At 64.5% G+C, this 22,395-nt stretch carries 18 protein-coding genes; 9 read left to right on the top strand and 9 right to left on the bottom strand.

The genetic code is table 11. The features are described from left to right. Positions 1 to 195 precede the first annotated feature (195 nt). The 3 genes from CKV91_RS00910 to CKV91_RS00900 all read right to left on the bottom strand — a co-directional run bounded on the left by CKV91_RS00910 (position 196) and on the right by CKV91_RS00900 (position 4,154). Positions 196 to 1,107 (bottom strand): NUDIX hydrolase, encoded by a 912-nt coding sequence (locus CKV91_RS00910; protein WP_065860396.1) that lies wholly within the window; start codon positions 1,105 to 1,107, stop codon positions 196 to 198. Next, positions 1,104 to 3,215, bottom strand: a complete 2,112-nt coding sequence (locus CKV91_RS00905) for an RNA degradosome polyphosphate kinase (RefSeq protein ID WP_021104108.1) — start codon at positions 3,213 to 3,215, stop codon at positions 1,104 to 1,106. The genes CKV91_RS00910 and CKV91_RS00905 overlap by 4 nt, the downstream gene beginning before the upstream one ends. Before the next feature lie 165 nt (positions 3,216 to 3,380). Next, complete coding sequence (locus CKV91_RS00900; protein ID WP_324603034.1) at positions 3,381 to 4,154, bottom strand: winged helix-turn-helix transcriptional regulator; 774 nt, start codon at positions 4,152 to 4,154, stop codon at positions 3,381 to 3,383. Positions 4,155 to 4,349: 195 nt separating this feature from the next. On the opposite strand from CKV91_RS00900, the gene CKV91_RS00895 reads away from it, so the two are divergent. Then, positions 4,350 to 5,225 (top strand): NADase-type glycan-binding domain-containing protein, encoded by an 876-nt coding sequence (locus CKV91_RS00895; RefSeq protein ID WP_065860562.1) that lies wholly within the window; start codon positions 4,350 to 4,352, stop codon positions 5,223 to 5,225. A gap of 57 nt (positions 5,226 to 5,282) precedes the next feature. On the opposite strand, the gene dtd is transcribed toward CKV91_RS00895, so the two are convergent. Further along, positions 5,283 to 5,720: a D-aminoacyl-tRNA deacylase gene (gene dtd / locus CKV91_RS00890; protein ID WP_021105097.1), complete on the bottom strand. Its 438-nt coding sequence runs from the start codon at positions 5,718 to 5,720 to the stop codon at positions 5,283 to 5,285. A gap of 432 nt (positions 5,721 to 6,152) precedes the next feature. Between dtd and CKV91_RS00885 the strand changes: the two genes are divergently transcribed. From CKV91_RS00885 to CKV91_RS00875, 3 genes are read left to right on the top strand one after another with little or no spacing between them, the layout of a single operon-like run. Next, complete coding sequence (locus tag CKV91_RS00885) at positions 6,153 to 6,653, top strand: nitrobindin family protein (RefSeq protein WP_021104114.1); 501 nt, start codon at positions 6,153 to 6,155, stop codon at positions 6,651 to 6,653. 1 nt (position 6,654) lies between these two features. Then, positions 6,655 to 7,626, top strand: coding sequence for a CAF17-like 4Fe-4S cluster assembly/insertion protein YgfZ (ygfZ, locus tag CKV91_RS00880; RefSeq protein WP_065860398.1), 972 nt, complete (start codon positions 6,655 to 6,657; stop codon positions 7,624 to 7,626). Positions 7,627 to 7,673: 47 nt separating this feature from the next. Beyond that, entirely contained in the window at positions 7,674 to 9,062 is a 1,389-nt protein-coding gene (locus CKV91_RS00875) for a sugar transferase (protein WP_021104117.1), read from the top strand. Positions 9,063 to 9,202: 140 nt separating this feature from the next. Here the strand turns inward: CKV91_RS00875 and CKV91_RS09645 are convergent, their stop codons facing one another. Together CKV91_RS09645 and typA are read right to left on the bottom strand one after the other, a co-directional pair. Further along, on the bottom strand, positions 9,203 to 10,462 hold the full coding sequence (locus CKV91_RS09645) for a L,D-transpeptidase (RefSeq protein ID WP_231933767.1): 1,260 nt from the start codon (positions 10,460 to 10,462) through the stop codon (positions 9,203 to 9,205). 249 nt (positions 10,463 to 10,711) lie between these two features. Further along, positions 10,712 to 12,574: a translational GTPase TypA gene (gene typA, locus CKV91_RS00865; protein ID WP_021104119.1), complete on the bottom strand. Its 1,863-nt coding sequence runs from the start codon at positions 12,572 to 12,574 to the stop codon at positions 10,712 to 10,714. Between the two features lie 192 nt (positions 12,575 to 12,766). Here typA and CKV91_RS00860 point away from each other — a divergent pair, with 192 nt between their 5' ends. From CKV91_RS00860 to purB, 5 genes are all read left to right on the top strand, one after another. After that, positions 12,767 to 13,201 (top strand): DUF3151 family protein, encoded by a 435-nt coding sequence (locus CKV91_RS00860; protein WP_021105093.1) that lies wholly within the window; start codon positions 12,767 to 12,769, stop codon positions 13,199 to 13,201. Positions 13,202 to 13,415: 214 nt separating this feature from the next. After that, a complete protein-coding gene (locus CKV91_RS00855; RefSeq protein WP_021104121.1) occupies positions 13,416 to 14,279 on the top strand; it encodes a GNAT family N-acetyltransferase in 864 nt (287 codons plus the stop codon). 433 nt (positions 14,280 to 14,712) lie between these two features. Beyond that, entirely contained in the window at positions 14,713 to 15,999 is a 1,287-nt protein-coding gene (locus tag CKV91_RS00850; RefSeq protein WP_021104122.1) for an adenylosuccinate synthase, read from the top strand. 119 nt (positions 16,000 to 16,118) lie between these two features. Then, the gene (gene purD, locus CKV91_RS00845; protein WP_065860564.1) at positions 16,119 to 17,468 is read left to right on the top strand and encodes a phosphoribosylamine--glycine ligase; all 1,350 of its coding nucleotides are present in this window, start codon (positions 16,119 to 16,121) and stop codon (positions 17,466 to 17,468) included. A gap of 24 nt (positions 17,469 to 17,492) precedes the next feature. After that, positions 17,493 to 18,926, top strand: coding sequence for an adenylosuccinate lyase (gene purB / locus CKV91_RS00840; RefSeq protein WP_065860399.1), 1,434 nt, complete (start codon positions 17,493 to 17,495; stop codon positions 18,924 to 18,926). A 73-nt stretch (positions 18,927 to 18,999) separates the two neighbouring features. Here purB and CKV91_RS00835 read toward each other — a convergent pair whose 3' ends face one another. The 3 genes from CKV91_RS00835 to ahpC all read right to left on the bottom strand — a co-directional run bounded on the left by CKV91_RS00835 (position 19,000) and on the right by ahpC (position 22,140). Then, on the bottom strand, positions 19,000 to 19,899 hold the full coding sequence (locus CKV91_RS00835) for a LysR substrate-binding domain-containing protein (RefSeq protein ID WP_065860400.1): 900 nt from the start codon (positions 19,897 to 19,899) through the stop codon (positions 19,000 to 19,002). A 4-nt stretch (positions 19,900 to 19,903) separates the two neighbouring features. After that, entirely contained in the window at positions 19,904 to 21,469 is a 1,566-nt protein-coding gene (gene ahpF, locus CKV91_RS00830; RefSeq protein WP_021105089.1) for an alkyl hydroperoxide reductase subunit F, read from the bottom strand. Positions 21,470 to 21,576: 107 nt separating this feature from the next. After that, complete coding sequence (ahpC, locus tag CKV91_RS00825; protein ID WP_021105088.1) at positions 21,577 to 22,140, bottom strand: alkyl hydroperoxide reductase subunit C; 564 nt, start codon at positions 22,138 to 22,140, stop codon at positions 21,577 to 21,579. Between the last annotated feature and the right edge of the window lie 255 nt (positions 22,141 to 22,395).

Genomic DNA, 22,395 nt, shown 5'->3' with positions numbered 1-22,395 from the left:
CTTCCCAGACCTCGGGCAGCAACAAGGCTAGAAGAGCGAAGTGTCCGAATTGCCTAGCGTAGGTGAACAGAAAATGAACAAAGCTGCCCTCGCGTTGCGCTGTCCGGCAGCAGGTGAGATGGCCCGGATGTCTCGTTCTCGGGGGGTTGGCAGTCGTCATGTACGTGCCGCGAGATGGCACATGCGCCTCAGGGCTCAGATGATCGAGTCGAACCGCTCCTCGGCAAGTGATTTTCCGTCCCTGTCCAGGTGAACGATGAGGCACTCCGCTGTTGACATGGGATGGTAGACGACCCCCAAGGCATGATTCATGAGTGGCAGTACCGGCCGATGCCCACAGATGGCCACTGGGTGGGCGGGGTCGTTCAGCGCGTCGGCGACGATGCGGTGCATCCGGGCCTCGGTGCGGTCCGGGTCATCGGCGTGAACCTCCTCGGTGAGCTCATCGTCTGCCCGGACGTCGACCCCGATCTGTTTGGCGTAGGGGGTGAGGGTCTGCACGCATCGGGCAGCGCTGGAACTCACCAGCCGATGCACTGCGTAGCATTCGAGAATCTGGGGGAGGGCCTCGGCCTGCCGTTTCCCGCGCCGGTCGAGAGGGCGTCTGGCATCGTCGCGATGTTTCCTGCTTGTTCCGGCGGCCCACTCCTTGCGGCTCACGGCCTTGCCGTGGCGCACCACAATGATCGTCGTCGGTAGGGGGACCGACAGCGCCTCCTCGAGCACCTGGAGCTCCGAGGGATAGGTGAGCAGATCATCTGCCCTGTCCACCGGGAGCCAGAGGACCTCGTCAACCTCATCGTCGGGGGAGTGCCCCTGCTCCTCGAGCGCCTCGCCGATCCACCACGAGACCACCTTCGGCCCCACCTTGCGAATCGAGTACTCGACCGGTTGGAGCGGCACTCCCAGTCGAATTCGGCAGCCGGTCTCCTCGGCCACCTCACGTACTGCCGTCAACGGCAGTGGCTCATTCCTGTGCTGCTTGCCCTTGGGCAGGGTGATGTCCCGGTACCGGGGACGGTGCACGACAAGCACCTCACGGGTGCCGTCTGTTCGGGTACGCAGCACGACGGCACCAGCTGCACGAATCGGCTTGCGGTGACTCATTTTCTCCGCATCCTGCTACGACGGATGAGCTCCTCCTGCAGATCGGTGAGGGGATTGCCCTCCGAGTCACGCGACACCTGGGTCCAGGTGTCGCCGGTGAGTTGCCAGGAGACGGTGTTCTCGTCGAAGGCGAGGTTGAACAGGTCGTCGATCTCGGCGACGTGGGTGCGGTTGGACAGTCCCACCAGCGATTCGACTCGCCGGTCCAGGTTGCGGTGCATGAGGTCTGCCGAGCCAATGGCCACGATGGGCGAACCGCCGTTCTCGAACCAGAATATTCGGGAGTGTTCGAGGAATCGGCCGAGGATCGAACGCACCCGAATGTTCTCGCTGAGTCCGGGGATGCCCGGTTTGATAGCGCAGATACCGCGAACCCACAGATCCACCGGCACGCCGGCTCGGGAGGCGCGGTACAGGGCATCGATGATCCGCTCGTCGACGATGGAGTTCACCTTGATGCGCACGCGAGCTGGCCTGCCGGCCTCCTTGTTCGCCATCTCATGGTTGATGGCGTCGATGATGCCGTTGCGGATCCCCTCGGGGGCCACCAGAAGTCGACGATAGCGTTTCTCGGCCGTCATGCCCGACAGGTGGTTGAAGAGTCGGGCGACGTCGTCGGTGATGATCGGATTGCTGGTGAGCAGGCCGAAGTCCTCGTACTGACGGGCCGTCTTGGGGTTGTAGTTGCCGGTCCCGACGTGGGCGTAGCGACGCAGCCCGTCCCCCTCGTCGCGAATGACCATTGAGAGCTTGCAGTGGGTCTTGAGGCCAACCATGCCGTAGACGACGTGCACCCCGGCTCGCTCCAGCACCCGGGCCCAGGCGATATTAGCCTGCTCGTCGAATCGGGCCTTGATCTCCACGACGGCGAGCACCTGTTTGCCGGCCTCGGCGGCCTCCACCAGGGCGTCGATGATGGGGGAGTCGCCGGAGGTGCGGTACAGCGTCTGCTTGATGGCGAGCACCTGGGGATCGGCAGCCGCCTGCTCGATGAACCGTTGCACACTCGTGGCGAAGGAGTCGTAGGGATGCTGGACGAGAACGTCGCGTCGCCGGATCGCCGCGAACATGTCGGCGGGCTGGGACGTCTCCACCTCGGCCAGGTGGGGATGGGTGATCGGCAGGAAGTTGGGGTACTTGAGGTCGTCACGGTCGACGTCGGCCAGGGAGAACAGGCCGGTGAGATCCAGTGGTGCGGGGAGTCGGAACACCTCGTTGTCGTGAATGCCGAGTTCCCGTACCAGTAGGTCGAGCATGTCGTCCTGGATGTCGTCTTGCACCTCCAGACGTACTGGTGGACGCCCGACGTTGCGGCGCAGCAGCTCCTTCTCCAGGGCGAAGAGGAGGTTCTCGGCGTCGTCCTCCTCAACCTCGAGATCCTCATTGCGGGTGACGCGGAAGGTTGTGTGCTGCAGGACGTCCATACCGGTGAACACCTGGTCCAGGTGACGACTGATGACCTCCTCCAGTGGCAGAAAACGGCCCTGCCCGAGGCTCACCAGACGTGGCAGCACCGAGGGCACCTTGATGCGCGCGAACTGCTGCAGGCCGGTGGTCGGGTTGCGCAGCATGACGGCAAGGTTGATCGACAGCCCGCGGATGTAGGGGAACGGGTGCGAGGGATCGACTGCCAGCGGGGTCAGTACGGGGAAGATGCGTTCGGCGAAGAGGGCGCGCATCCGCGTCTTCTCCTCGTCACCGAGATCGACCCAACGGACGATGTGAATGCCCTCGCTCACCAACCCGGGACGCACGTCGTCGTTGAAGATACGAGCCTGCTCGGCGACCAGCTCATGGGTGCGCTCCAGTATCGACTCGTGAAGGTCACGTGGCATCTGTCCGGTGACAGTGGGCACGGCGACACCAGCGTCGATACGACGTTTGAGCCCGGCGACGCGCACCATGAAGAACTCGTCGAGATTGGAGGAGAAGATGGCCAGGAACTTCGCACGCTCGATCAGCGGGACGCGCTCGTCATCGGCGGCGAGGTCGAGCACACGTCTGTTGAACGCCAACCAGGACAGTTCACGATCGCTGTAGCGTTGACGTGGCAGATCAGCATCCGCCTGTGCGTCATGCGCGGGCGGGTATGCCTTCTGGTGGGCCATGTGCACCTCTCTCGGCGGAATCAGTTCGTGGAAAACGTGTCGGCACCAATCTACCTGTTCTGTGCCACTCGATGTCGTGTGACCACCGGGCTCCGTGGTCGGCCTCGCCGCCCCAGCTGTGTGAGCCCAGTCGGTGCTCCCGAAGTGGGGCAAGGTCCCTGAGGGTCAGCGATTGACCTGGAACCGGTACCCCACCGACCGGACGGTGTGGATGTGCCCCTCGAACTCCGGGCCGATCTTTGCGCGCAGTCTACGGATGTGGACATCAACGGTACGTGTTCCACCGTAGTAGTCGTAGCCCCACACCTGTGACAGCAGTACTTCCCGACTGAGTACCCGGCCGGGATTGGCCACGAGGAACTTCAACAGTTCGAATTCGGTGTACGTGAGGTCGAGGCTCATGCCGCCCACCGTCGCGGTGTACCCGTCCTCGTCGATGACGAATGGCCCCGCAGTGACGAGTGAGTCGTCGGGGCCAGCCAGGATGAACCTGATCCGGGCATCCATCTCGAGGGGGCTGGCAGTCTCGACGAGGAAGTCGTCGACCCCCCACTGGGGGCTGAGCATCGGCAGGGCTTCCTGAGGTACCAGCGCGACGATCGGTCTGCGCAGGCCAGCGGCAGCCATTCTGGCGCACATCTGACGGGCATCACCAGGAGCAGTCCGATAATCGACGAGGGCGAGGTCGGCTGCCGTGGCCAGGCTGATGGGGCTGGGGCCGGGAGCGCCGGAGTCGGCTCCCGACGTCGCGCTGCCAGCGGCCGTGGCGTCAGCAGATGCCGTGGCACCACGACCCGCCATGGATCGGCGCACTGGCCTGGTTCCGGTGAGTGGTGTCGTTGCTGGATTCAGCGGCAGTAGTTCGATCTCATGGTCGAGCAGGGTCAGGGCGTCGGGTGATGGAGTGGTCTCATGGGTGAAGAACGCGATCCGCGCCACGGGTTCCTCCTCGCCAGTTGACCAGAACACGACTGCACGGACATTGTGCCAACCCTTCGGGTGACTGTGCAGCTGCCAGCTCGGTGAGCCGGCCCACTCCACAATTCCGAACCATGAGCTTTCCTGGTGATGAGGATCAGGCCCCAGCGAGGAGGACGGGGATCAGGCCCGGGCGTGGGTACCATCGGAGGTGTGATGAAGGACCTGCCCGACGACTGGTTTCGTCCCGGTTCCCATGAGCAGCCGGACGAGGACGAGCAGCACGCCAGTTCTGAGCAGGGGGAGAGGAACAGGTATCGCAGGTTCTCCCGCCGTGCCAAGGACCTGGAGACACACGGCCGGGTTCACCTGGATCGTGACGAGCAGGGTGGACGATCCGTGGTCGTCGGTCACCGGATGGACCAGGCTTCACCGTCCAGTGCCACCCGGGCCTTTCACCGTGGGTGGATGCTCTGGGTCCTGCTCGCTCTGGCGGTGGGGATCCTGGTGGGCACCGTCGTGGTCAGGTCGTCCGGCATCGACTCTGGGGCACCGGACTCCGTCGTCTCCGTGCCGGCGGACAATGTCACGGATGCCCCTGCCCCCTACACCGGGCAGAGCAGGCCAGTGACGTCGATCACGGCGAGCGCCACCTGCACAGCCGATCCACGCGGTGGCATCAAGGGGGGCTTGGTGACTTACCAGCCGGCCAATCTGGTTGACGGATCCTCCCAGACCGCCTGGCGATGTGACGGCTCGGCGAACGGGCAGAAGATCACCCTCAAGGTGCCCGACGGTACGGCGGTGGTGGGAGTGGGGCTCATCAATGGCTATGCCAAGAAGACAGATGGGGTGGATCTGTATCCCCAGTACCGTCGAGTGCTCAAGGTGCGGTGGGACCTTCCCGACGGCGAATGGTTCATCCAGGATCTCACCGATGACTCCCCGACGTTCCAGACCGTCATGATCGCTCCCACCCGGGTACATGGTGGCATCGTCATGACAATCATCGACTCCACGCTGCCGGGGGAGGACATGGCGAGCAGGGACGCGGTGCTGCTGTCCCAGGTCGCCGTGCTGACCGCCAAGTAGCTCGTCGCCAGCCTCCCCGCTCCTCGCCCTCATGGCGCCTGTCGGGGCGTGGGTGCGTCAGTCCCAGTTGTCTGAGTCGATGATGATGGTGACCGGCCCGTCATTGACCAGGTGGACCTTCATGTCTGCCCCGAACCTTCCCGTCTCCACGTGCGCACCAAGATCTCTCAGGCATTGCACCAGATGATCGACGAGCGGTTCGGAGACCGGGCCGGGGGCCGCCGCGCTCCAGGAGGGACGGCGTCCTTTCCGAGTGGCGGCGTAGAGCGTGAACTGGCTCACGACGAGGATCGGGGCGTCAGTGTCACTGGCGGACCTCTCCTCGTCGAGGATGCGTAGGCTCCAGATCTTTCGTGCGACCTTCTCGACAACGTCCGAGGTGTCGGTGTGGGTGATGCCAGCCAGGACGAGCAGCCCGGGCGAGGTCAGTTCGCCGACGACGTCACCGTCCACCGTGACATCGGCACTGGCGGCTCGCTGGATGACGACGCGCATGGTTCCTCCTCGTGGTGGATCACCTGGGTGCGGCAATTGCCCGGGTGAGGTGGAATGGGACGTACGGCCTCCTCGGACTGCACCTGCTGATCGGCAGGTTGCCCTGATCCGAGGTCGGTCCGCTGCTTGCAGGGGTCGGTCCTTGGGTTACGGGGCCGGCGATTCGGTCCCACCGTCCCGACAACGCGAACGGTGCCGATGGTTCGTTGATACGAGCACACATCCTACGGTGGATTTCCAGCGCTGTGGGCGATGAGACGTGGGAGTTCCTTGTTGATCCCGTAGACTTGATGGGTGGCCATCACCGATCTCGTCGTGCTCGTAGCGCTGTGTCTGGGAACTGCTGTGACATTGGGGTCGTGGGTCATCACCGCGTTCTGCCGACGTGGCAGGCGGTGACGTCATGTCAAGAAGTAGAGCAGTAGAGGACTCATGGTCTTTCACATTCCCGACGATCTGAATCGCGATCTCATGCCCTTGGCCTGGATGATTGGCCACTGGGAAGGTGACGGGCATGGTGCCGAGACCGATGGCACCCAGTTCGAATTCGGTTGTCAGATCGATTTCACCGAGAACGGTGGGGATTTCCTGCACTACATCTGCCAGACCTACCACAAGAACCCTGACGGCACCCCGGCACGTCCGCTACGCATGGAGACCGGGTACTGGCGTCCGCGGGTGGACTCCAAGAGCCTCACCGTCGTCATGACGGCGCAGGAGGGCTGGTCGGAGCTGTGGTCCGGCTCGATCGACGGGGCCAAGATCGAGATGCGCACCGACACCGTGGTGCGTGCCGATGATGCCTCGGTGGCCTACACCGCCGGACAACGGCTCTACGGGCAGGTGAACTCGGATCTCCTGTGGACCTTTGACCGTTCCGTGGAGGGGGACGCCCTCAAGCCCTACATGTGGGCGCAACTCAAGAGGGCCTGACATGCCGGTACTCCTCACCGACGGACCGGACGCCGGACTCGTCTCGCACGTCGGGAACCCCAATGTCGAGCAGCGTCACATCGAAGACGGCGCCGGGTGGTTGGCCCTGACGAACCGAGAGGTGTTCTCGGTGAGTGGGCCGGACCGCCTCACCTGGCTGCACTCACTCACCACCCAGCATCTGGAGAACCTGCAGCCGGCCGAGACGACGACTGCGCTGATCCTCGATCCCCAGGGGCACATCGAGCACGTCATGCACGCAGTCGATGACGGCACCACCTTCTGGGCCTGGACCGAACCGGGCCGTGGTGACGATCTCGTCGCCTGGCTCGACTCGATGCGATTCATGATGCGCGTGCAGGTGCGCCGACACGCAGATCTTGCCGTGGTGTGGACCGGGGCAGACGTGGCAACCGATCAGGTTGACGTGGTTGCCCGGTTGACCTCACAGATCGCCGGCGGGACGGAACTCATCGTCCCGATGGGTGAGCGTGCCGATCCTCGGGCAGCGCAGTTCGGCAACCATGTCGGCACCGAACCGGTGGGTGTGCTCGCTTGGGACGCCATGCGGATCGCTTCCGGCATCCCGCGCATCGGCCTCGACACCGATGCGCGCACCATCCCCAACGAGATCGGGTTGTACGCCACGCACCTCGACAAGGGGTGTTACCGCGGTCAGGAAACCGTGGCGCGAGTGCACAATCTGGGTCGCCCACCCCGGCGCCTCACCATGCTCATGCTTGACGGGTCCGACGCCGAACTGCCCGATCCCGGGGCCTCGGTGATCCTGGAGGGACGAAAAGTGGGGCAGCTCGGTGGCGTTGCCCTGCACCACGAGCTCGGTCCGGTAGGTTTGGCGCTGCTCAAGCGCAATGTTTCCGTGGACTCGGTACTCACCGTCGATGGTGTTGCAGCCAGCCAGACCATCCTGGTGGACCCTGAGGTGGGGCTGCATGTACGTCCACAACTGTGATTCCGGTCGCTGGAGCCGTCGAATGGGACATGTGAAGGAGTTTTTGAGTGTCGTCCAAGGTTGAGTTCAGCCGAACCCAGAAACTGTTGACGGCTCTGGTGGACGTCTGCGTGTTCATCGGTGGAATGTACCTGTCGTTCTACCTGCGTTTCGGGTTCACCATTCCCGCACGAAACCTCAATGACGCCAAGGCCGCCATGGTCACTGGAGTCATCGCGTTTTTCCTTGTCAGTGCGCTGTCTGGCATGTATGTGCTGTACAACAAGACGCTGCTTGACATTGCAGTCATCACGGTCGTCGACCAAGCCCTGGTGACGATCCTCATCATGGCGCTGACCTTCGTCGGACGGTGGTTCGCGTTTCCCAGATCGGTGCTGCTCATCAACTTCGCGGTGAGCACGGTCCTGCTGGGGCTGTGGCGTCTTCTCGAGTTCAAGACATATCAGAAGTTGCGGGGCGTCAAACGAGTCATGATCGTGGGCCCTGCCGAGGAGCTCAATCGCTCGGTGGTCAACTTCCTCTCCAACCGCAGCTCGCGGCACCGTCTCACCCATGTGGTGGATGGCAGCTACCTGGAGCAGATCCGCGACCATCTCGACGAGTTCGACACCGTGCACGTCTCCGACGACCTACCAGATGAGGATCGGCTTGCCATCTACGACTTGTTGCTGCGGGAGGACAAGGAGATCTTCCTGTCCACGAGTTTCGAGCATCTGCTGCTGGTCAACCCGACCATCATGAGCATCGAGGACGAGGCCATCATCGCCGTGAGCCCGTTCCGCATCCCGGCCGAGCTGGACGTCTTCAAGCGCCTGTTCGACATCCTCATCGCCCTCATCGGGCTCATCCTCGCCTCGCCGGTCATGCTCATCACGGCCATCCTCGTCAAGGCAACGTCGCGTGGCCCGGTCTTCTATCGCCAGACCCGCGTCACCCGTGGTGGCAAGGAGTTCAACATCCTCAAGTTCCGTTCCATGTCGGTGAGCGCCGAGAAGGAGTCCGGACCCATGCTGGCCACCTCCCACGACCCGCGTGTCACCCCGGTCGGCAAGTATCTGCGAAGCCTGCGCATCGACGAGCTGCCCCAGCTCTTCAATGTCCTGGTGGGAGACATGTCGATGGTGGGGCCACGCCCGGAGCGGCCATTCTTCGTCGAGCAGTTCGAGCAGCAGAATCCGCACTACCATCTGCGTCACTCCGTGCGTGCCGGGCTCACCGGCTATGCCCAAGTGTACGGGAAGTACGCCTCGGATTTCTCGGCCAAGCTGAACTTCGACCTCATCTACATCAAGCAGTACTCCCTGCTCATGGACGTCAAGATCCTCATCCAGACGGTGAAGATCCTCTTCGACAAGGTCTCCAGCCGGGGAGTCGAGGACGACGAGACCCCCACCGACCAGGTCCGGCTTCCAGAGGGGGTCAAGCACCTGTCCTGACAGGGGGGAGAGATCGAGCACCCGGACAGGTTCTCGGGGACGGGTACTTGTGGTGCTGAAAAAACACTGGGGGCCTGCCTCTCGGCAGACCCCCAAGTCACTCACTGGTGAAAGCTCATCACACGTGCAGGCTCGCGGTATCAGTAGACGACGACCTTCGTGCCGACGGGAATCTTGTTCCACAACCAGCGGGCCGCGTTCATGTCGCGCACATTGATGCAGCCACCCGAGCCGTGGGCCCAGCCGTAGCGGGCGAAGTCGGCGGAGTAGTGGATGGCCTCACCACCGTCGAAGAACATCGCGTACGGCATCGTGACGTGATAGATCGTCGAATAGTGGTTCTGGTGCTTCATGTACACCTTGAAGACGCCATTGCGGGTCTGGGTGCCAGGAGCACCGAAGCGTGCGTCGAACTCGGCGATGACCTTGCCGTTCTCCATGTAACGCAGTTTGCGGTCAGCCTTGCTGGCGCAGGCCACCTTGGCGCCTTTCAGACAGCGAGAGTCCACGTGCTTGTTGGTGGGCTTGGATCGGGAGATGGCATTGCTGGGGACCCATCCCTGCGTTCCCCGGAACCAGACGGGGGTCCATCCTCTGCGAGGCATGTCGCTCATCCCGACGTAGGCGCCACGACGAATGGTTCCCACCGTCTTGGACGATGACGATGCAGTCGCCTTCACGGCAACATCCTTGGTGGCATACACGATGGTCTTGGCGGGGATCTCGGAAGTGCTGAGGACGACCTTGGGGATCCAGGCGTCCCGGCCGCGGTAATTCACCGGCCACCATCCGCCCTGGGCGGGACCACGGGTGCCGACGTACTTCCCACGCCTGATCGAGGCAATTTTTCTCGAAGACATCGATGCGCGGTCGTAGACGTAGCTGTTGTTGGTGATCCAGACCAAATGGTTGCGGTACTTGGCGACAGGCTTACCAGAGATGTACTTGACGTCGATCCTGGCCTGCGTGCCACGGTAGTTGACGAGCCACCAGTTGCTCTTGCCGTTGCGTCCGTAGGAACCGATGCGGTCGCCAACGTGGGATCGTGCGATCTTCTTGCCGGCGAGGTCGTAGACGTTGGCGTCGGCGTTGAGGTAGACGATCCCCTTCTGCGGTGGTGTCGAGGGCCGGGCGGTTGCAGTTGGTTGGGTGGCCGTAGCTCGCTGGGGAGGGGCGGGAGTCTCAGGTGACTCCTCGAGCCGGGGGCTGGAGCTTTCCGGGCTCGCAGCGGGGGAATCGGTGGGCTCGGCAGAGTGTCCGGTCGTGGCTGGCGCGCTGTACGGGGTTGGAGTAGGGGTGCCTGACGTGGCTGCAGGATCTGCATGCGCCTGCAGAGGGGCCATGCCCAGGAAGAGCGCTGTCGACAATGCTCCAGCTGCGAGGGTTCGTGACAATGTCATGGTTGACCTCGAGGATAGGGGTGATGAGGGCAGGTGCCGTGCATGCTGGGCACGGGATCTGACTGGCACAGATTAATACCAGTGCCTCTCAGAAACACCATCTGGGGCGGTGAAATGGTGGCGCAGACGTTTCATATCTGCCCCACCACTCAACCGGCACGTGAGCGTCTTCCTGGGAACGACCTGGTCGCCGCGGTTTACGCTGGTGGCGTAAGGAATGAGAACTTTTCTCAGTCGGTACGGTGTGCTTCAGGCCTTCTTGGCACGGGTGCGTGCCTTGGCCCGTTCGTGGGCGTTGAGCTCCACCTTGCGGATGCGCACCATGTCCGGGGTCACCTCGAGGCACTCGTCCTCACGGCAGAATTCCAGCTGTTGCTCCATGGACATCTTCGTGGCCGGGATGAGCCGCTCCAGCTCGTCGCCAGTGGAGGAACGCACGTTGGTGAGGTGCTTCTCCTTGGTGGGGTTGACGTCCATGTCGTCGGGACGGGAGTTCTCGCCGACGACCATGCCCTCGTAGGTGTCCTCACCCGGGGAGACGAACATCGTGCCGCGTTCCTGCAGGTTGAACAGGGCGTAGCTGGTGACGGTTCCCTGACGGTCGGCCACCATGGAGCCGGTCTGACGGGTGCGCAGCTCACCCACCCACGGCTGGTAGTCCTCGAAGACTTGGTTCATGATGCCCTGACCGCGAGTCTGGGTGAGGAACTCGGTGCGGAAACCGATGAGGCCACGGGCCGGCACGACGAACTCCATGCGCACCCAGCCCGAACCGTGATTGACCATGTGCATCATCTGGCCCTTGCGCAACCCCATCATCTGGGTGACGGTGCCCATGAACTCCTCGGGAGCGTCCACGGTGACTCGTTCGAAGGGTTCGTGGAGCTTGCCGTTGATCTCGCGGGTGACCACCTGTGGTTTGCCCACCGTGAGCTCGAATCCCTCACGACGCATGAGTTCCACCAGAACGGTGAGTTGCAGCTCACCGCGTCCCTGTACCTCCCACTGGTCCGGGCGATCGGTGGAGTTGACGAGGATCGAGACATTGCCGATGAGCTCCTGGTCCAAGCGGGCCTTGAGCAGACGTGCAGTGAGCTTGTCGCCGGAACGCCCCGACAACGGCGAGGTGTTGATGCCGAACGTCATGGCCATCGACGGCTCGTCAACGTGAATGAGCGGCAGGGGCGTGGGGTTCTCCGGGTCGGAGAGGGTCTCACCGATGGTGATCTCCGGGATACCGGCGATGGCGACGATGTCACCGGGCCCCGCAGACTCTGCCGGCACCCGTTCCAGGGCCTCGGTCTTGAGGAGTTCGGCCAGCCGTACGTTCTGCACCGATCCGTCCCGGCGACACCAGGCAACCATTTCTCCCTTGCGCAGCTGTCCGGAGACGACGCGGCACAGCGCCAGACGTCCCAGGTACGGGGAAGCGTCGAGGTTGGTGACGTGTGCCTGGAGCACCCCGTTCTCCTCGTAGCTGGGGGCCGGGATGTTCTCGACGATGCAGTCGAAGAGGGGCTGCAGGTCGGGGGAGTCGGGCATCTCGCCGTCGGCCGGCTTGGTCATCGAGGCCCGGCCGGCCTTGGCGGAGGCGTAGACGACCGGCACGTCGAGCAGGGAGGCGTCCTCGTCCTCCGACAGATCCATGAAGAGGTCGTAGGTCTCCTCGACGACCTCGTCGATCCGGGCATCGGAGCGATCCACCTTGTTGATGACGAGGATGAGGGGGAGCTTCTTCGCGAGGGCCTTGCGCAGGACGAAACGGGTCTGGGGCAGGGGTCCCTCGGAGGAGTCGACGAGCAGGATGACGCCGTCGACCATCTCCAGGCCGCGTTCGACCTCACCGCCGAAGTCGGCGTGACCAGGGGTGTCGATGATGTTGAAGGTGATCTCCTCGTCATCGCTCATGCGATGGGTGATGGCCGTGTTCTTGGCCAGGATGGTGATGCCCTTCTCACGCTCGAGGTCCATCGAGTCCATGACGCGCGTGTCGACGTCAGCACCCTCGCGGAATGCGCCGGACTGCCACAACATTGCATCGACGAGGGTCGTCTTTCCGTGATCGACGTGGGCCACGATGGCGATATTGCGCAGATCATTGCGAGCGGGCATGAAAAATCTCCGGTCGGTTGACGGGTAGAGAAAGGCATGCGCGAAAAAGGCATCCCCACCCGAGTGTAGTCGTGTTCGTCGTCGGACTCATTCGTCGTGGCGCGGCAGGACGTGCTGACAGTTCATGCTGATCTGGTGGAGCTTCTCGGCCCACGCTCCCGCGCGTAGCCGGATCGGCATAGGCTAGGACCCATGGCCAAAGACCCCAGTGACGTGTCCGCTCCCGATCAGGAGAACGCCGACGAGGGCGTCGTGCTCGCCGACTCCTCGGTGATCTCGGCGTTGTCCGCCCAAGGCAGAGAGCATTTCAACGACGTTGCGAAGGACCATCTGAACTCGCCTCTGGTGTGGGCGCTGCTGGCCGAGGGTGCCTTGCTCACGGGCAGTGAGAGTTCCGACATGGCTGCCTACTCCTACGCGAGCACAGGTGTGTTCCTGGGCAGGCAGCTGCTGGAGGAGGCTGGCTGGGAGCCCGGAGACACCCTGCTGTGGCAGCATCTGCCCAATCAGGGGCTCATCCGTGCCATGCGGGCTCGGGCCCAGGCGGCACGTCGACTCGGCGCCGAGGAGGAGTCGACGCAGTTGTGGGCCGATCTTGAGGAACTGTGCCCAGATCTGCCGCAGTGACCAGTCATCCGTGACAGGCCCGGCAAAGGTGGGCGATCCCTGGCCGGAGGGGTAGTCCTCGGCGGGGATCCAGACGCGGCCCGGCACGGGTGGGTTGTCCACATCGAGAATCCGTGCTCCCCGTGCTGATTGCCACGCTCGGCCAGCACGGCGAGCGCAGATGAGGGACAATGGCGTATCGAACGTCGATGATGACGATGGATGAGGAGGGGCCATGACCGAGCATGTGGAGTTTCGCGACTATCAGCCTCAGGACGTGACGAAGATCTCATTCGGCAGCCCCGGTTCGTTCGCCGAGCGGATGGACATGGTTGGTTCAGTCGGCCGGGTCGCCGTGTGGCGTGGTGAGATCGTCGGGTATGCCGTCACCTGGCTGGCGCTCGTGCATCGGACTCGTCGATTCGTCGAGGTGGAGGTCGCCCCGAACTCACGAGGGCATCAGATCGGTACCCGGTTGCTCGACCAGGTTGCCGAGGCGTCTGACCGTCCCTTGGCCGTCAAGGCCATCGAGGGCTCCGACGTCGAGGAGTTCTACTTGGAACGTGGTGCCAGGCCCTACGCCGTCTGCCCGCCCCTGGAGCTGCCGCGGCGCAGTTTCGAGAAGGTCGTCAACCGGTTGGGCTCGGTCGACGACGTCGTGGCCGGCTCCACCCTGGCGCCGGGAACCGTCGAACTGTTGTGGTCGCAGATCTACACCTGGACCCACGAGGAGTGGTCACCGGTAGACGACTCGGACGAGGCGCGTGCGGCAATCGCCTCCGAGGCCCGCGAACTCGACCTGGATCGTACTGCCGTCGCCCTCGTCGACGGGGAACCAGCCGCCGTCGCCTTCGTCTTCGACGATCCGGGGGCGTCGACCGTCTGTGCCGAGTCCGTGCGACGGGACACCCCTGACGCCGACGAGGCCCTCACCCGGGCCGTCGCCTGGGTCGTGCGGGACGCTCATGGTCGCTCGGAACACCGACTGGCCTTCGACGGTCACGAGTCCGACCCGCATTTCGGACCGTTGGCGCGCCGGCTCTGCCTGGAGGGAGCACGCCTGAGCCTGCTCGAGATTCCCGTCCCCGAGTCGCACTGATTCTCGATGTCACCTGTGTGGTGGCGGGCAGTGACGCACCTCACCTCCTCACTTCGGGCCGACGGGCTTGTGTGGGGGATACTGCATGGTGGTCATGGCGCGTCTCCCTCGTTGGGCCGACGGGCTTGGGCAGACGGGTTTCCCGGTGCGGCACCGTCCTGTGCGGCACTGCCTTGCACCTGAGATGGCCAGATGATGGCCTCAGACCTGCATTGGGCGTAGGAGAGTTCCCTGGCTTGACGTTCTCCCTGGGTTCGGAAGGTCAGTGGTCTTCAGACCAACGGATCCAGACCAACGGGGAACCGGGGGAGTCGCAGGGCGTGGAGCCCGTTCGGGTGCAGCTGTCGGGTGAGGCTCGGTGCGAGAAACCCTCATGCCGTAAAGTTGGACCGGTTGCACCGGCAGTCCAGCTGTCCGAGGAGATGGAAAGAGTATGCCCGGAATCATCGTCATGGGAGCCCAGTGGGGCGACGAGGGAAAAGGAAAAGCCACCGATCAGATAGCCGAGCGAGTCGACTACTGCGTCCGGTACTCCGGGGGCAACAACGCCGGGCACACCGTTGTCGTGGGTGACGACACCTTCGTCATGCACCTGCTGCCCGCTGGAATCCTCAACCCCAACTCCACCGCAGTACTCGGAAATGGCGTCGTCATCGACCTGGACGTCATGCACGACGAGCTCGATGCCCTGGGCAAGCGCGGCGTCGAGGTGCCCCACCCCCTCATCAGCGCCAACGCCCACATCATCACCCCCTACCACCAGACGATGGACCGGGTCACCGAGCGATTCCTGGGCAAGCGCAGGATCGGCACCACCGGACGCGGTATCGGCCCGGCCTACTCCGACAAGGTCAACCGGATCGGCATCCGCGTGCAGGACCTCTTCGACGAGTCCATCCTGCGTCAGAAGGTCGAGGCCTCCTTGGAGCGCAAGAACCAAGCCCTGGTGAAGATCTACAACCGACGTGCCATCGACGCCAACCAGGTGATCGACGGGCTGCTCTCCCACGCCGAGCGGATCCGTCCCCACGTCGTCGACACCTCGCGTCTGCTCAACAAGGCCCTTGACGACGACAAGGTTGTCCTCTTCGAGGGGGCCCAGGCCCATCACCTGGACATCGACTTCGGCACCTACCCCTACGTCACCTCGTCCAGTCCGATCGCCGGCGGTGCGTGTACCGGCACCGGCGTCGGACCGACCCGCATCGACCGGGTCATCGGCATCGCCAAGGCCTACACCACCCGCGTGGGTCAGGGGCCGTTCCCCACCGAGTTGCTTGACGAGAGTGGTGAGGCACTGCGACAGGCTGGCGGTGAATTCGGGGCCACCACCGGCCGGCCACGTCGGTGCGGCTGGTTCGACGCCGTGGTCGTCGAGCAGGCGGTGAACGTCAACTCCGCCACCGACGTCTTCCTCACCAAACTCGACGTGCTCACCGGCATCGAGAAGATCCCGGTGTGTGTGGGTTACGAGATCGACGGTGAGCGCACCGACGTCATGCCCACCACCCAGTCGCAGTTCCATCACGCCAAGCCGGTGTATGAGTACCTGCCCGGGTGGACCGAGGACATCACTGGGGCCCGCCGTCTGGACGACCTGCCCACCACCTGCCGCCGCTACGTCGAGCGACTGGAGGAGCTCATCGGATGCCGGATCTCCGGCATTGGCGTGGGGCCGGGACGCGAGCAGTCCGTGGCCGTGAACAGCCTCATCGACTGAGCACGGTCACCAGGGGACTCTGGCGTCAGGAGGGCTGATTCGCCGCAGTGCGCGAGCCGCGGCCGTGGACGCAGGAGGAGGAATCGAGCTCGACCCCGTAGTCTTGACCCGTGGCTCAGATGACAGTTCTCGTTCTCGGCTCGGGCGGGCGCGAACATGCGCTTGCCCTGGCATGCTCCCGCGATCCCCAGGTGGGGCAGGTGCACGTGGCCCCCGGCAACCCCGGGACTGCCTCGTTCGCCGTCAATCACGACGTCAGTCCGACCGATCTGCCCGCCGTCGTCGACCTGGCGCGCTCCATCGAGGCCGACCTCGTCGTCGTCGGCCCGGAGGCCCCGCTGGTCGCTGGCGTGGCAGATGCCCTGCGCGCGGCCGGGATCCCGTGTTTCGGCCCCAGCGCTGCTGCTGCTCGTCTGGAGGGATCCAAGGCCTTCGCCAAGCAGGTCATGGCCGACGCCGGGGTGCCGACTGCCGCGTCCTGCGTCTGCACAGAACTGGACCAGGTGGCCAAGGTTCTGGATGATTTCGGAGCTCCGCACGTCGTCAAGGACGACGGGCTCGCCGGCGGCAAGGGGGTCGTCGTCACCGAGGATCGTGGCCAAGCCCTTGCCCATGCGCAGCACTGCCTGGAGGTAGGTCACAGGGTTGTCGTCGAGGAGTTCCTCGACGGACCCGAGGTGAGCCTGTTCGCCATCTGCGATGGGGAGCGTGCCCTGCCGATGCAGCCGGCCCAGGACTTCAAACGGGTCGGCAACGACGGCACCGGCCCCAACACCGGTGGCATGGGGGCCTACACCCCGCTGCCCTGGGCGCCGCACGATCTCGTGGACCAGGTGAGCCAGCAGATCATCATGCCCACCTTGGCGCAGATGCAGGCCCAGGGAACCCCCTTCATCGGTCTGCTGTACGTCGGCCTGGCCTTGACGAGTACCGGCCCCAAGGTCGTCGAGTTCAACGTGCGGTTCGGCGACCCGGAGACCGAGCCCCTGCTGAGCCTGCTCGAATCGCCGCTGGCGAGCATCATGCTGGCAGCGGCCCAGGCAGACCTGTCGACGATTGACGGCCTGCGGTTCCGCCCCGAGTACGCGGTGGGCGTCGTCCTGGCTTCGCAGGGATACCCGTCCGCGCCGATCACCGGCCGCCCGATCACGGGTCTGACGGGCCAGGACGCCGATGTCCTGCATGCCGGAACTCGGCTGGACGGTGACCAGTTCGTTGCCTCGGGAGGCCGGGTCCTCGTCGTTCTGGGGCATGGCGAGACCCTGGCGGGGGCACGTCAGGAGGCCTACCAGAACATCTCGGAGATTCAGCTCGACGGCGGGTTCCACCGTGATGACATCGCTGCCGCTGCCGCCGAGCAGGAGGCTGTCGCCGGTCTGGCCAGTGGCAACTCGTCGCACGAGACTCCCAGGCATGCGACGGCGACACCCGAGGAACCGTCGTACCGGAACAACCCGTCAACCAACTGACCCCTCAGTCGACAAGGAGATCTCATGAGCGCACCCAACGTCCTGGCCAACCGCTATGCCTCCTCACAGATGCGTGCGATCTGGGGCCAGGAGAACAAGATCATCGCTGAACGCCGGTTGTGGATCACGATCATGGAGGCACAGGCGGAGCTCGGTGTCGGATTCGGTGGTGAGGACCCCGCCACGGTGATCGCCGACTACCGGGCGGTCGTCGAGGACGTCGACCTCGACTCCATCGCCGAGCGCGAGGCCGTGCTGCGGCACGACGTCAAGGCCCGTATCGAGGAGTTCAACGCCCTGGCAGGTCATGAGCACGTCCACAAGGGCATGACGAGCCGTGACCTCACCGAGAACATCGAGCAGGCCCAGGTGCTGGACTCACTGCGCCTGGTGCGCGAGCGCATGGTGACCTGCCTGGTCGGGATGGCCAATCTCGCCCGCCGTTACTCCCAGCGTCCCATGACGGGGCGCTCCCACAACGTCCCCGCCCAGGTGACGACCCTGGGCAAGCGATTCGCCACCGCCATCGACGAGATGCTCTTTGCCTGGCGGCACGTCAACGAGCTCATTGACCGCTACCCTGCCCGCGGCATCAAGGGGCCGATGGGGACCAGTCAGGACATGCTCGACCTGCTCGACGGCGACACCGACAAGCTTGACGAGCTGGAACGCCGGGTCGCAGACCAGCTCGGCTTCAACGACGTGCTCATCTCCACCGGGCAGGTCTATCCCCGCTCCCTCGACTTCGAGGTCGTCTCCACCCTGGTGCAGATCGCCTGTGCCCCCTCCGACCTCGCCACGACGATCCGGCTCATGGCAGGCAACGAGCTTGTCACCGAGGGATTCAAACCCGGCCAGGTCGGCTCGTCCGCCATGCCACACAAGATGAACGCCCGGTCGTGTGAGCGTGTCAATGGTTTCCTCATCGTGCTGCGCGGTTACCTCACCATGGTTGAGGGGCTGGCCGGTACCCAGTGGAACGAGGGCGACGTCTCCTGCTCGGTGGTACGGCGTGTCGCCCTGCCGGACGCCTTCTACGCCGTTGACGGCATGTTCGAGACGTTCCTCACCATCCTGGCCGAGTTTGGGGCGTTCCCGGCCGTCATCGACGCCGAATTGCATCGTTACCTGCCGTTCCTCACGACGACGAAGGTCCTCATGGCCTGTGTGCGTGCCGGTGTGGGCCGGGAGGAGGCCCACGAGGTGATCAAGGAGCACGCTGTCGCCGTGGCCTTGGACATGCGCGAGACGGGCCAGGTGGACAACGACCTCTACGAGCGGCTCGGGGCCGACGAGCGTATCCCGCTCACCGCTCGGCAGCTGCATGATCTCGTGAGCTCACCCATGGAACTCACCGGGGCCGCCGAGGACCAGGTGGAGGCGCTGCTGGCCAAGGTGGCTGACATTGCCGACGACTTCCCCGAAGCCGCTGCCTACCACCCTGGCCTGGTGCTGTGACCCCAAGCGCCGCTGACACTGTCCCCGGGACGTGATGTGCGGGGTAGTGACTCGGCGCACATCGCTCGTCCGCTCACTCCTCCAGGGTCACGACCTCGTCGGTGGGCAGGTGGTGGCAGACGTCAACGAGCTGCTGCACCTGTGGACGCAGGACGACCGTGGGGCGGGCCACCAGTGCGATGTCACGGTGTGGGCGAGGTGTCACGAACTCCCGTAGGCACAGCCGGGCGTCTCTCTGTGGTGGGATGGCCATCCTGGGCAGGATCGTCGGTCCGGAGCCGGCAGCCACCAGCTCGAGCAGGGTGCCGATCGACGAGGCTGCCATGTCGAGGCGATGCCCTGCCCCTGATTCGGCGCAGACGTCCAAGGCCTGGTCGCGCAGGCAGTGTCCTTCGCTCATGAGGAGCAGGTCTCTGCCACGCAGGGCCAGGGGATGTATCGGTGCGGTGCCAGCCAGGGGGTCACTTGCCGGTACGGCCAGGAGGAAATCCTCCCGGAACAGCGGTATCCGGCTGAGCATCGGAGTCACCGGGGTGGCGATGAGGGCCACGTCCACGGCACGCTGCTCGAGCATGGTGAGGAGGTCATTGGTCGGTTGTTCGGCGATGACGATCTGTAGATCGGACTGCTGTGCGGCGATCCCACGCAGCAGCGGACCGGCCAGGTAGGGCGCAAGGGTGGGGAAGACTCCCACCCGCAGCGGGGGAGCGGGCTGACCGGCGCATTCGCGCGCCGTGGCGTGGATGTCGTCGGACAGTGCCAGCATCTGACGAGCCAGCTCGGTCACCCGTACCCCGGCCGCAGTGAGTTCGGCTCGTCGGCCACGGGCGACGAGGGTCACACCCAGATCGTCCTCCAGACGACGAATCTGGGCGGACAGGGTGGGCTGGCTCACCCCGCACGCCTGGGCTGCCTGGCCGAAGTGGCCAGTGTCTGCCAGGGCGACAAGATATTCCAGCTCGCGCAGATTCATGGGTTCAGGCCTGGTTGCGGATGAGGTGGTCGAAGGCCGCCAAGCTGGCCGTCGCTCCCGATCCCATCGAGGTGATGATCTGCTTGTATGCCTGGGTGGTGCAGTCTCCGGCGGCGAAAATCCCCGGAACCGAAGTGCGGCACCGCTCGTCGATGACGACCTCGCCGCGGCCGTTGAGTTCCACGGCTTCCGACAGCCACTCGGTGTTGGGCAGCAACCCGATCTGGACGAAGACCCCTGACACGTCGATGGAGTGTTCCTGCCCACTGGTGCGATCGGTGTAGCTGAGCCCGGTGACTGTGGTGCCGTCCCCGTCGATGCTCGTGGTGGCGGTACCGGTGATGACGTCGACGTTGTCGAGCTTGCCCAGGGCGGTGAGTAGCACCTCGTCGGCCTTGAGTTCGTCGAGGAATTCGATGACGGTGACGTGCTCGACGACGCCGGCCAGGTCGAGGGCAGCCTCGACACCGGAATTTCCCCCGCCAATCACCGCGACCCTCTTTCCCCGGAACAGTGGCCCGTCACAGTGCGGGCAGTAGGTGACTCCCCTGGTGCGGTACTCCTCCTCACCGGGAACCCCCAGATGACGCCAACGGGCACCGGTGGCGAGGATGACGGCTCGCGAGCGCAGGTTTCCGTCGGTGAGGTGGACGGTGAACCCGTCCCCGCCGGGCGTGAGACCCGTGGCGTGCTGGTGTTCGATGAGGTCGAGTTCGTAGTCGGCCATGTGGGCGTTCAGCGAGGCGGCCAGTTCGCTGCCGGTGGTGTGCGGTACCGAGACGAGGTTGTCGATGGTGTCGGTGTCGAGCACCTGCCCTCCGACGCGATCGCCCACCACGGCGGTGCGGATCCCCTTGCGTGCCGCATAGACGCCGGCAGCGGCCCCGGCCGGGCCGGCACCCACGACGAGGACGTCGTAGGGATCACGGTGGGAGAGGTCCTCGTGGGCACCGGATGCCGCCTCGGCGTCCAGCTTCTCGAGGATCTCGGTCATGGTCATCCGACCCGAGCCCCACTCCTCGCCGTCCAGGAAGATCGTCGGCACCGACTGCACACCCTTGGCCGCCACCTCGTCGCGGAAGGTCGATCCCTCCACCGCCGTGTGCCTGATGTTGGGGTTGAGCACGCTCATGGCGTTGAGAGCCTGCACGACGGTGGGGCAGTTGACGCAGCTCAGCGACATGTAGGTGACGAACTCGTGATGCCCCTCGACCGTGGTGACGGCCTTCTTGAGGGCCTCGTCCTCCTTGATCTCGTGGCCGCCCACCTGCAGCAGGGCGAGCACGAGTGAGGTGAACTCGTGACCCATCGGCAGGCCGGCGAACCGCACGCCGATGTCGGTGCCCGGGCGGGTCACGGCGAAGGACGGCTCGTACTGGCTCGCCACCGGGTCTGCCACGCTCACTGCGTCCGACAGGTCGGCGATCTCGGCGAGCAGCTCGTCCATCTGACGGGACTTCTCGACGCGGGTCGAGTCGTCGCCGGTGTAGGGGGACGGGACGAGCGTCACGTCCGTGGTGAGCATCGTCAGGTAGCTGCGCAGTTGGGTGGTGAGATTGGCGTCGAGCATGGGAACTCCGGTGGCGAGGGGGTCGGGTGAGGCAGGGATGGCAGATCTTGAGATGGCGTGGGCCCATCGACGTTGCGACGGGCCCACGAGATGAGGTGTGAGGAGGATCAGATCTTGCCGATGAGGTCGATGGACGGGGCCAGGGTGTCGTCACCCTCGTCCCAATGGGCCGGGCACACCTGTCCGGGATTGTTGCGGACGTGCTGGGCGGCCTTGACCTTGCGCACCAGTTCGGTGGCATTGCGGCCGATGCCCTCGGCAGTGAGTTCGTAGAACTGGATGATGCCGTCGGGGTCGACGAGGAAGGTGGCGCGATCGGCCTGACCGGCACCGACCCGCTCCACGTCGAAGTTGCGGGTGAGGGTGAGGGCCGGATCGCCGATCATCGTGTACTGCACCGTGGAGACGTCCTTGGAGGTGTCGTGCCAGGCCTTGTGGACGAAGTGGGAGTCGGTGGACACCGAGAACACCTCGACACCCATCTTCTGCAGCTCCTCGTAGTGCTCGGCGAGGTCGGCCAGCTCGGTGGGGCAGACGAAGGTGAAGTCACCGGGGTAGAAGAAGAAGATCGCCCACTTGCCGGCGATGTCGTCCTGGCTCACCTCGACGAGTTCGCCGTCACGGAAGGCGTTGGCATGGAAGGGGAGGATCTGGCTGTTGATGAGACTCATCGGTTCTCCTTGTCGTTGGGGACTGGCGACTATGAGAAAATCTATCACGTCAGCAAAACTCATAGATGAAATCTATGGATGAAAAACTCATGGAACCGTGTCGAAGGCCCCGCCATCGTGCTGGTGATCCGTGGTTGGTCGCCCCAGATCACCGTGGTGACACGCGTGATGGGTTCGTGGCTGGGATCCGTGCGAGCGGCGGTTCTGCGCAGCAGCACGGGTTCTGCGCAGCGGTGGTGGGTGCTCACAGCGGCG

This window comes from Cutibacterium granulosum (genome assembly GCF_900186975.1).
In the GTDB taxonomy this organism is placed as follows: domain Bacteria; phylum Actinomycetota; class Actinomycetes; order Propionibacteriales; family Propionibacteriaceae; genus Cutibacterium; species Cutibacterium granulosum.
Note: the sequence above shows the minus strand (reverse complement) of the source record. Positions and strands in the feature narration are given on the sequence as shown.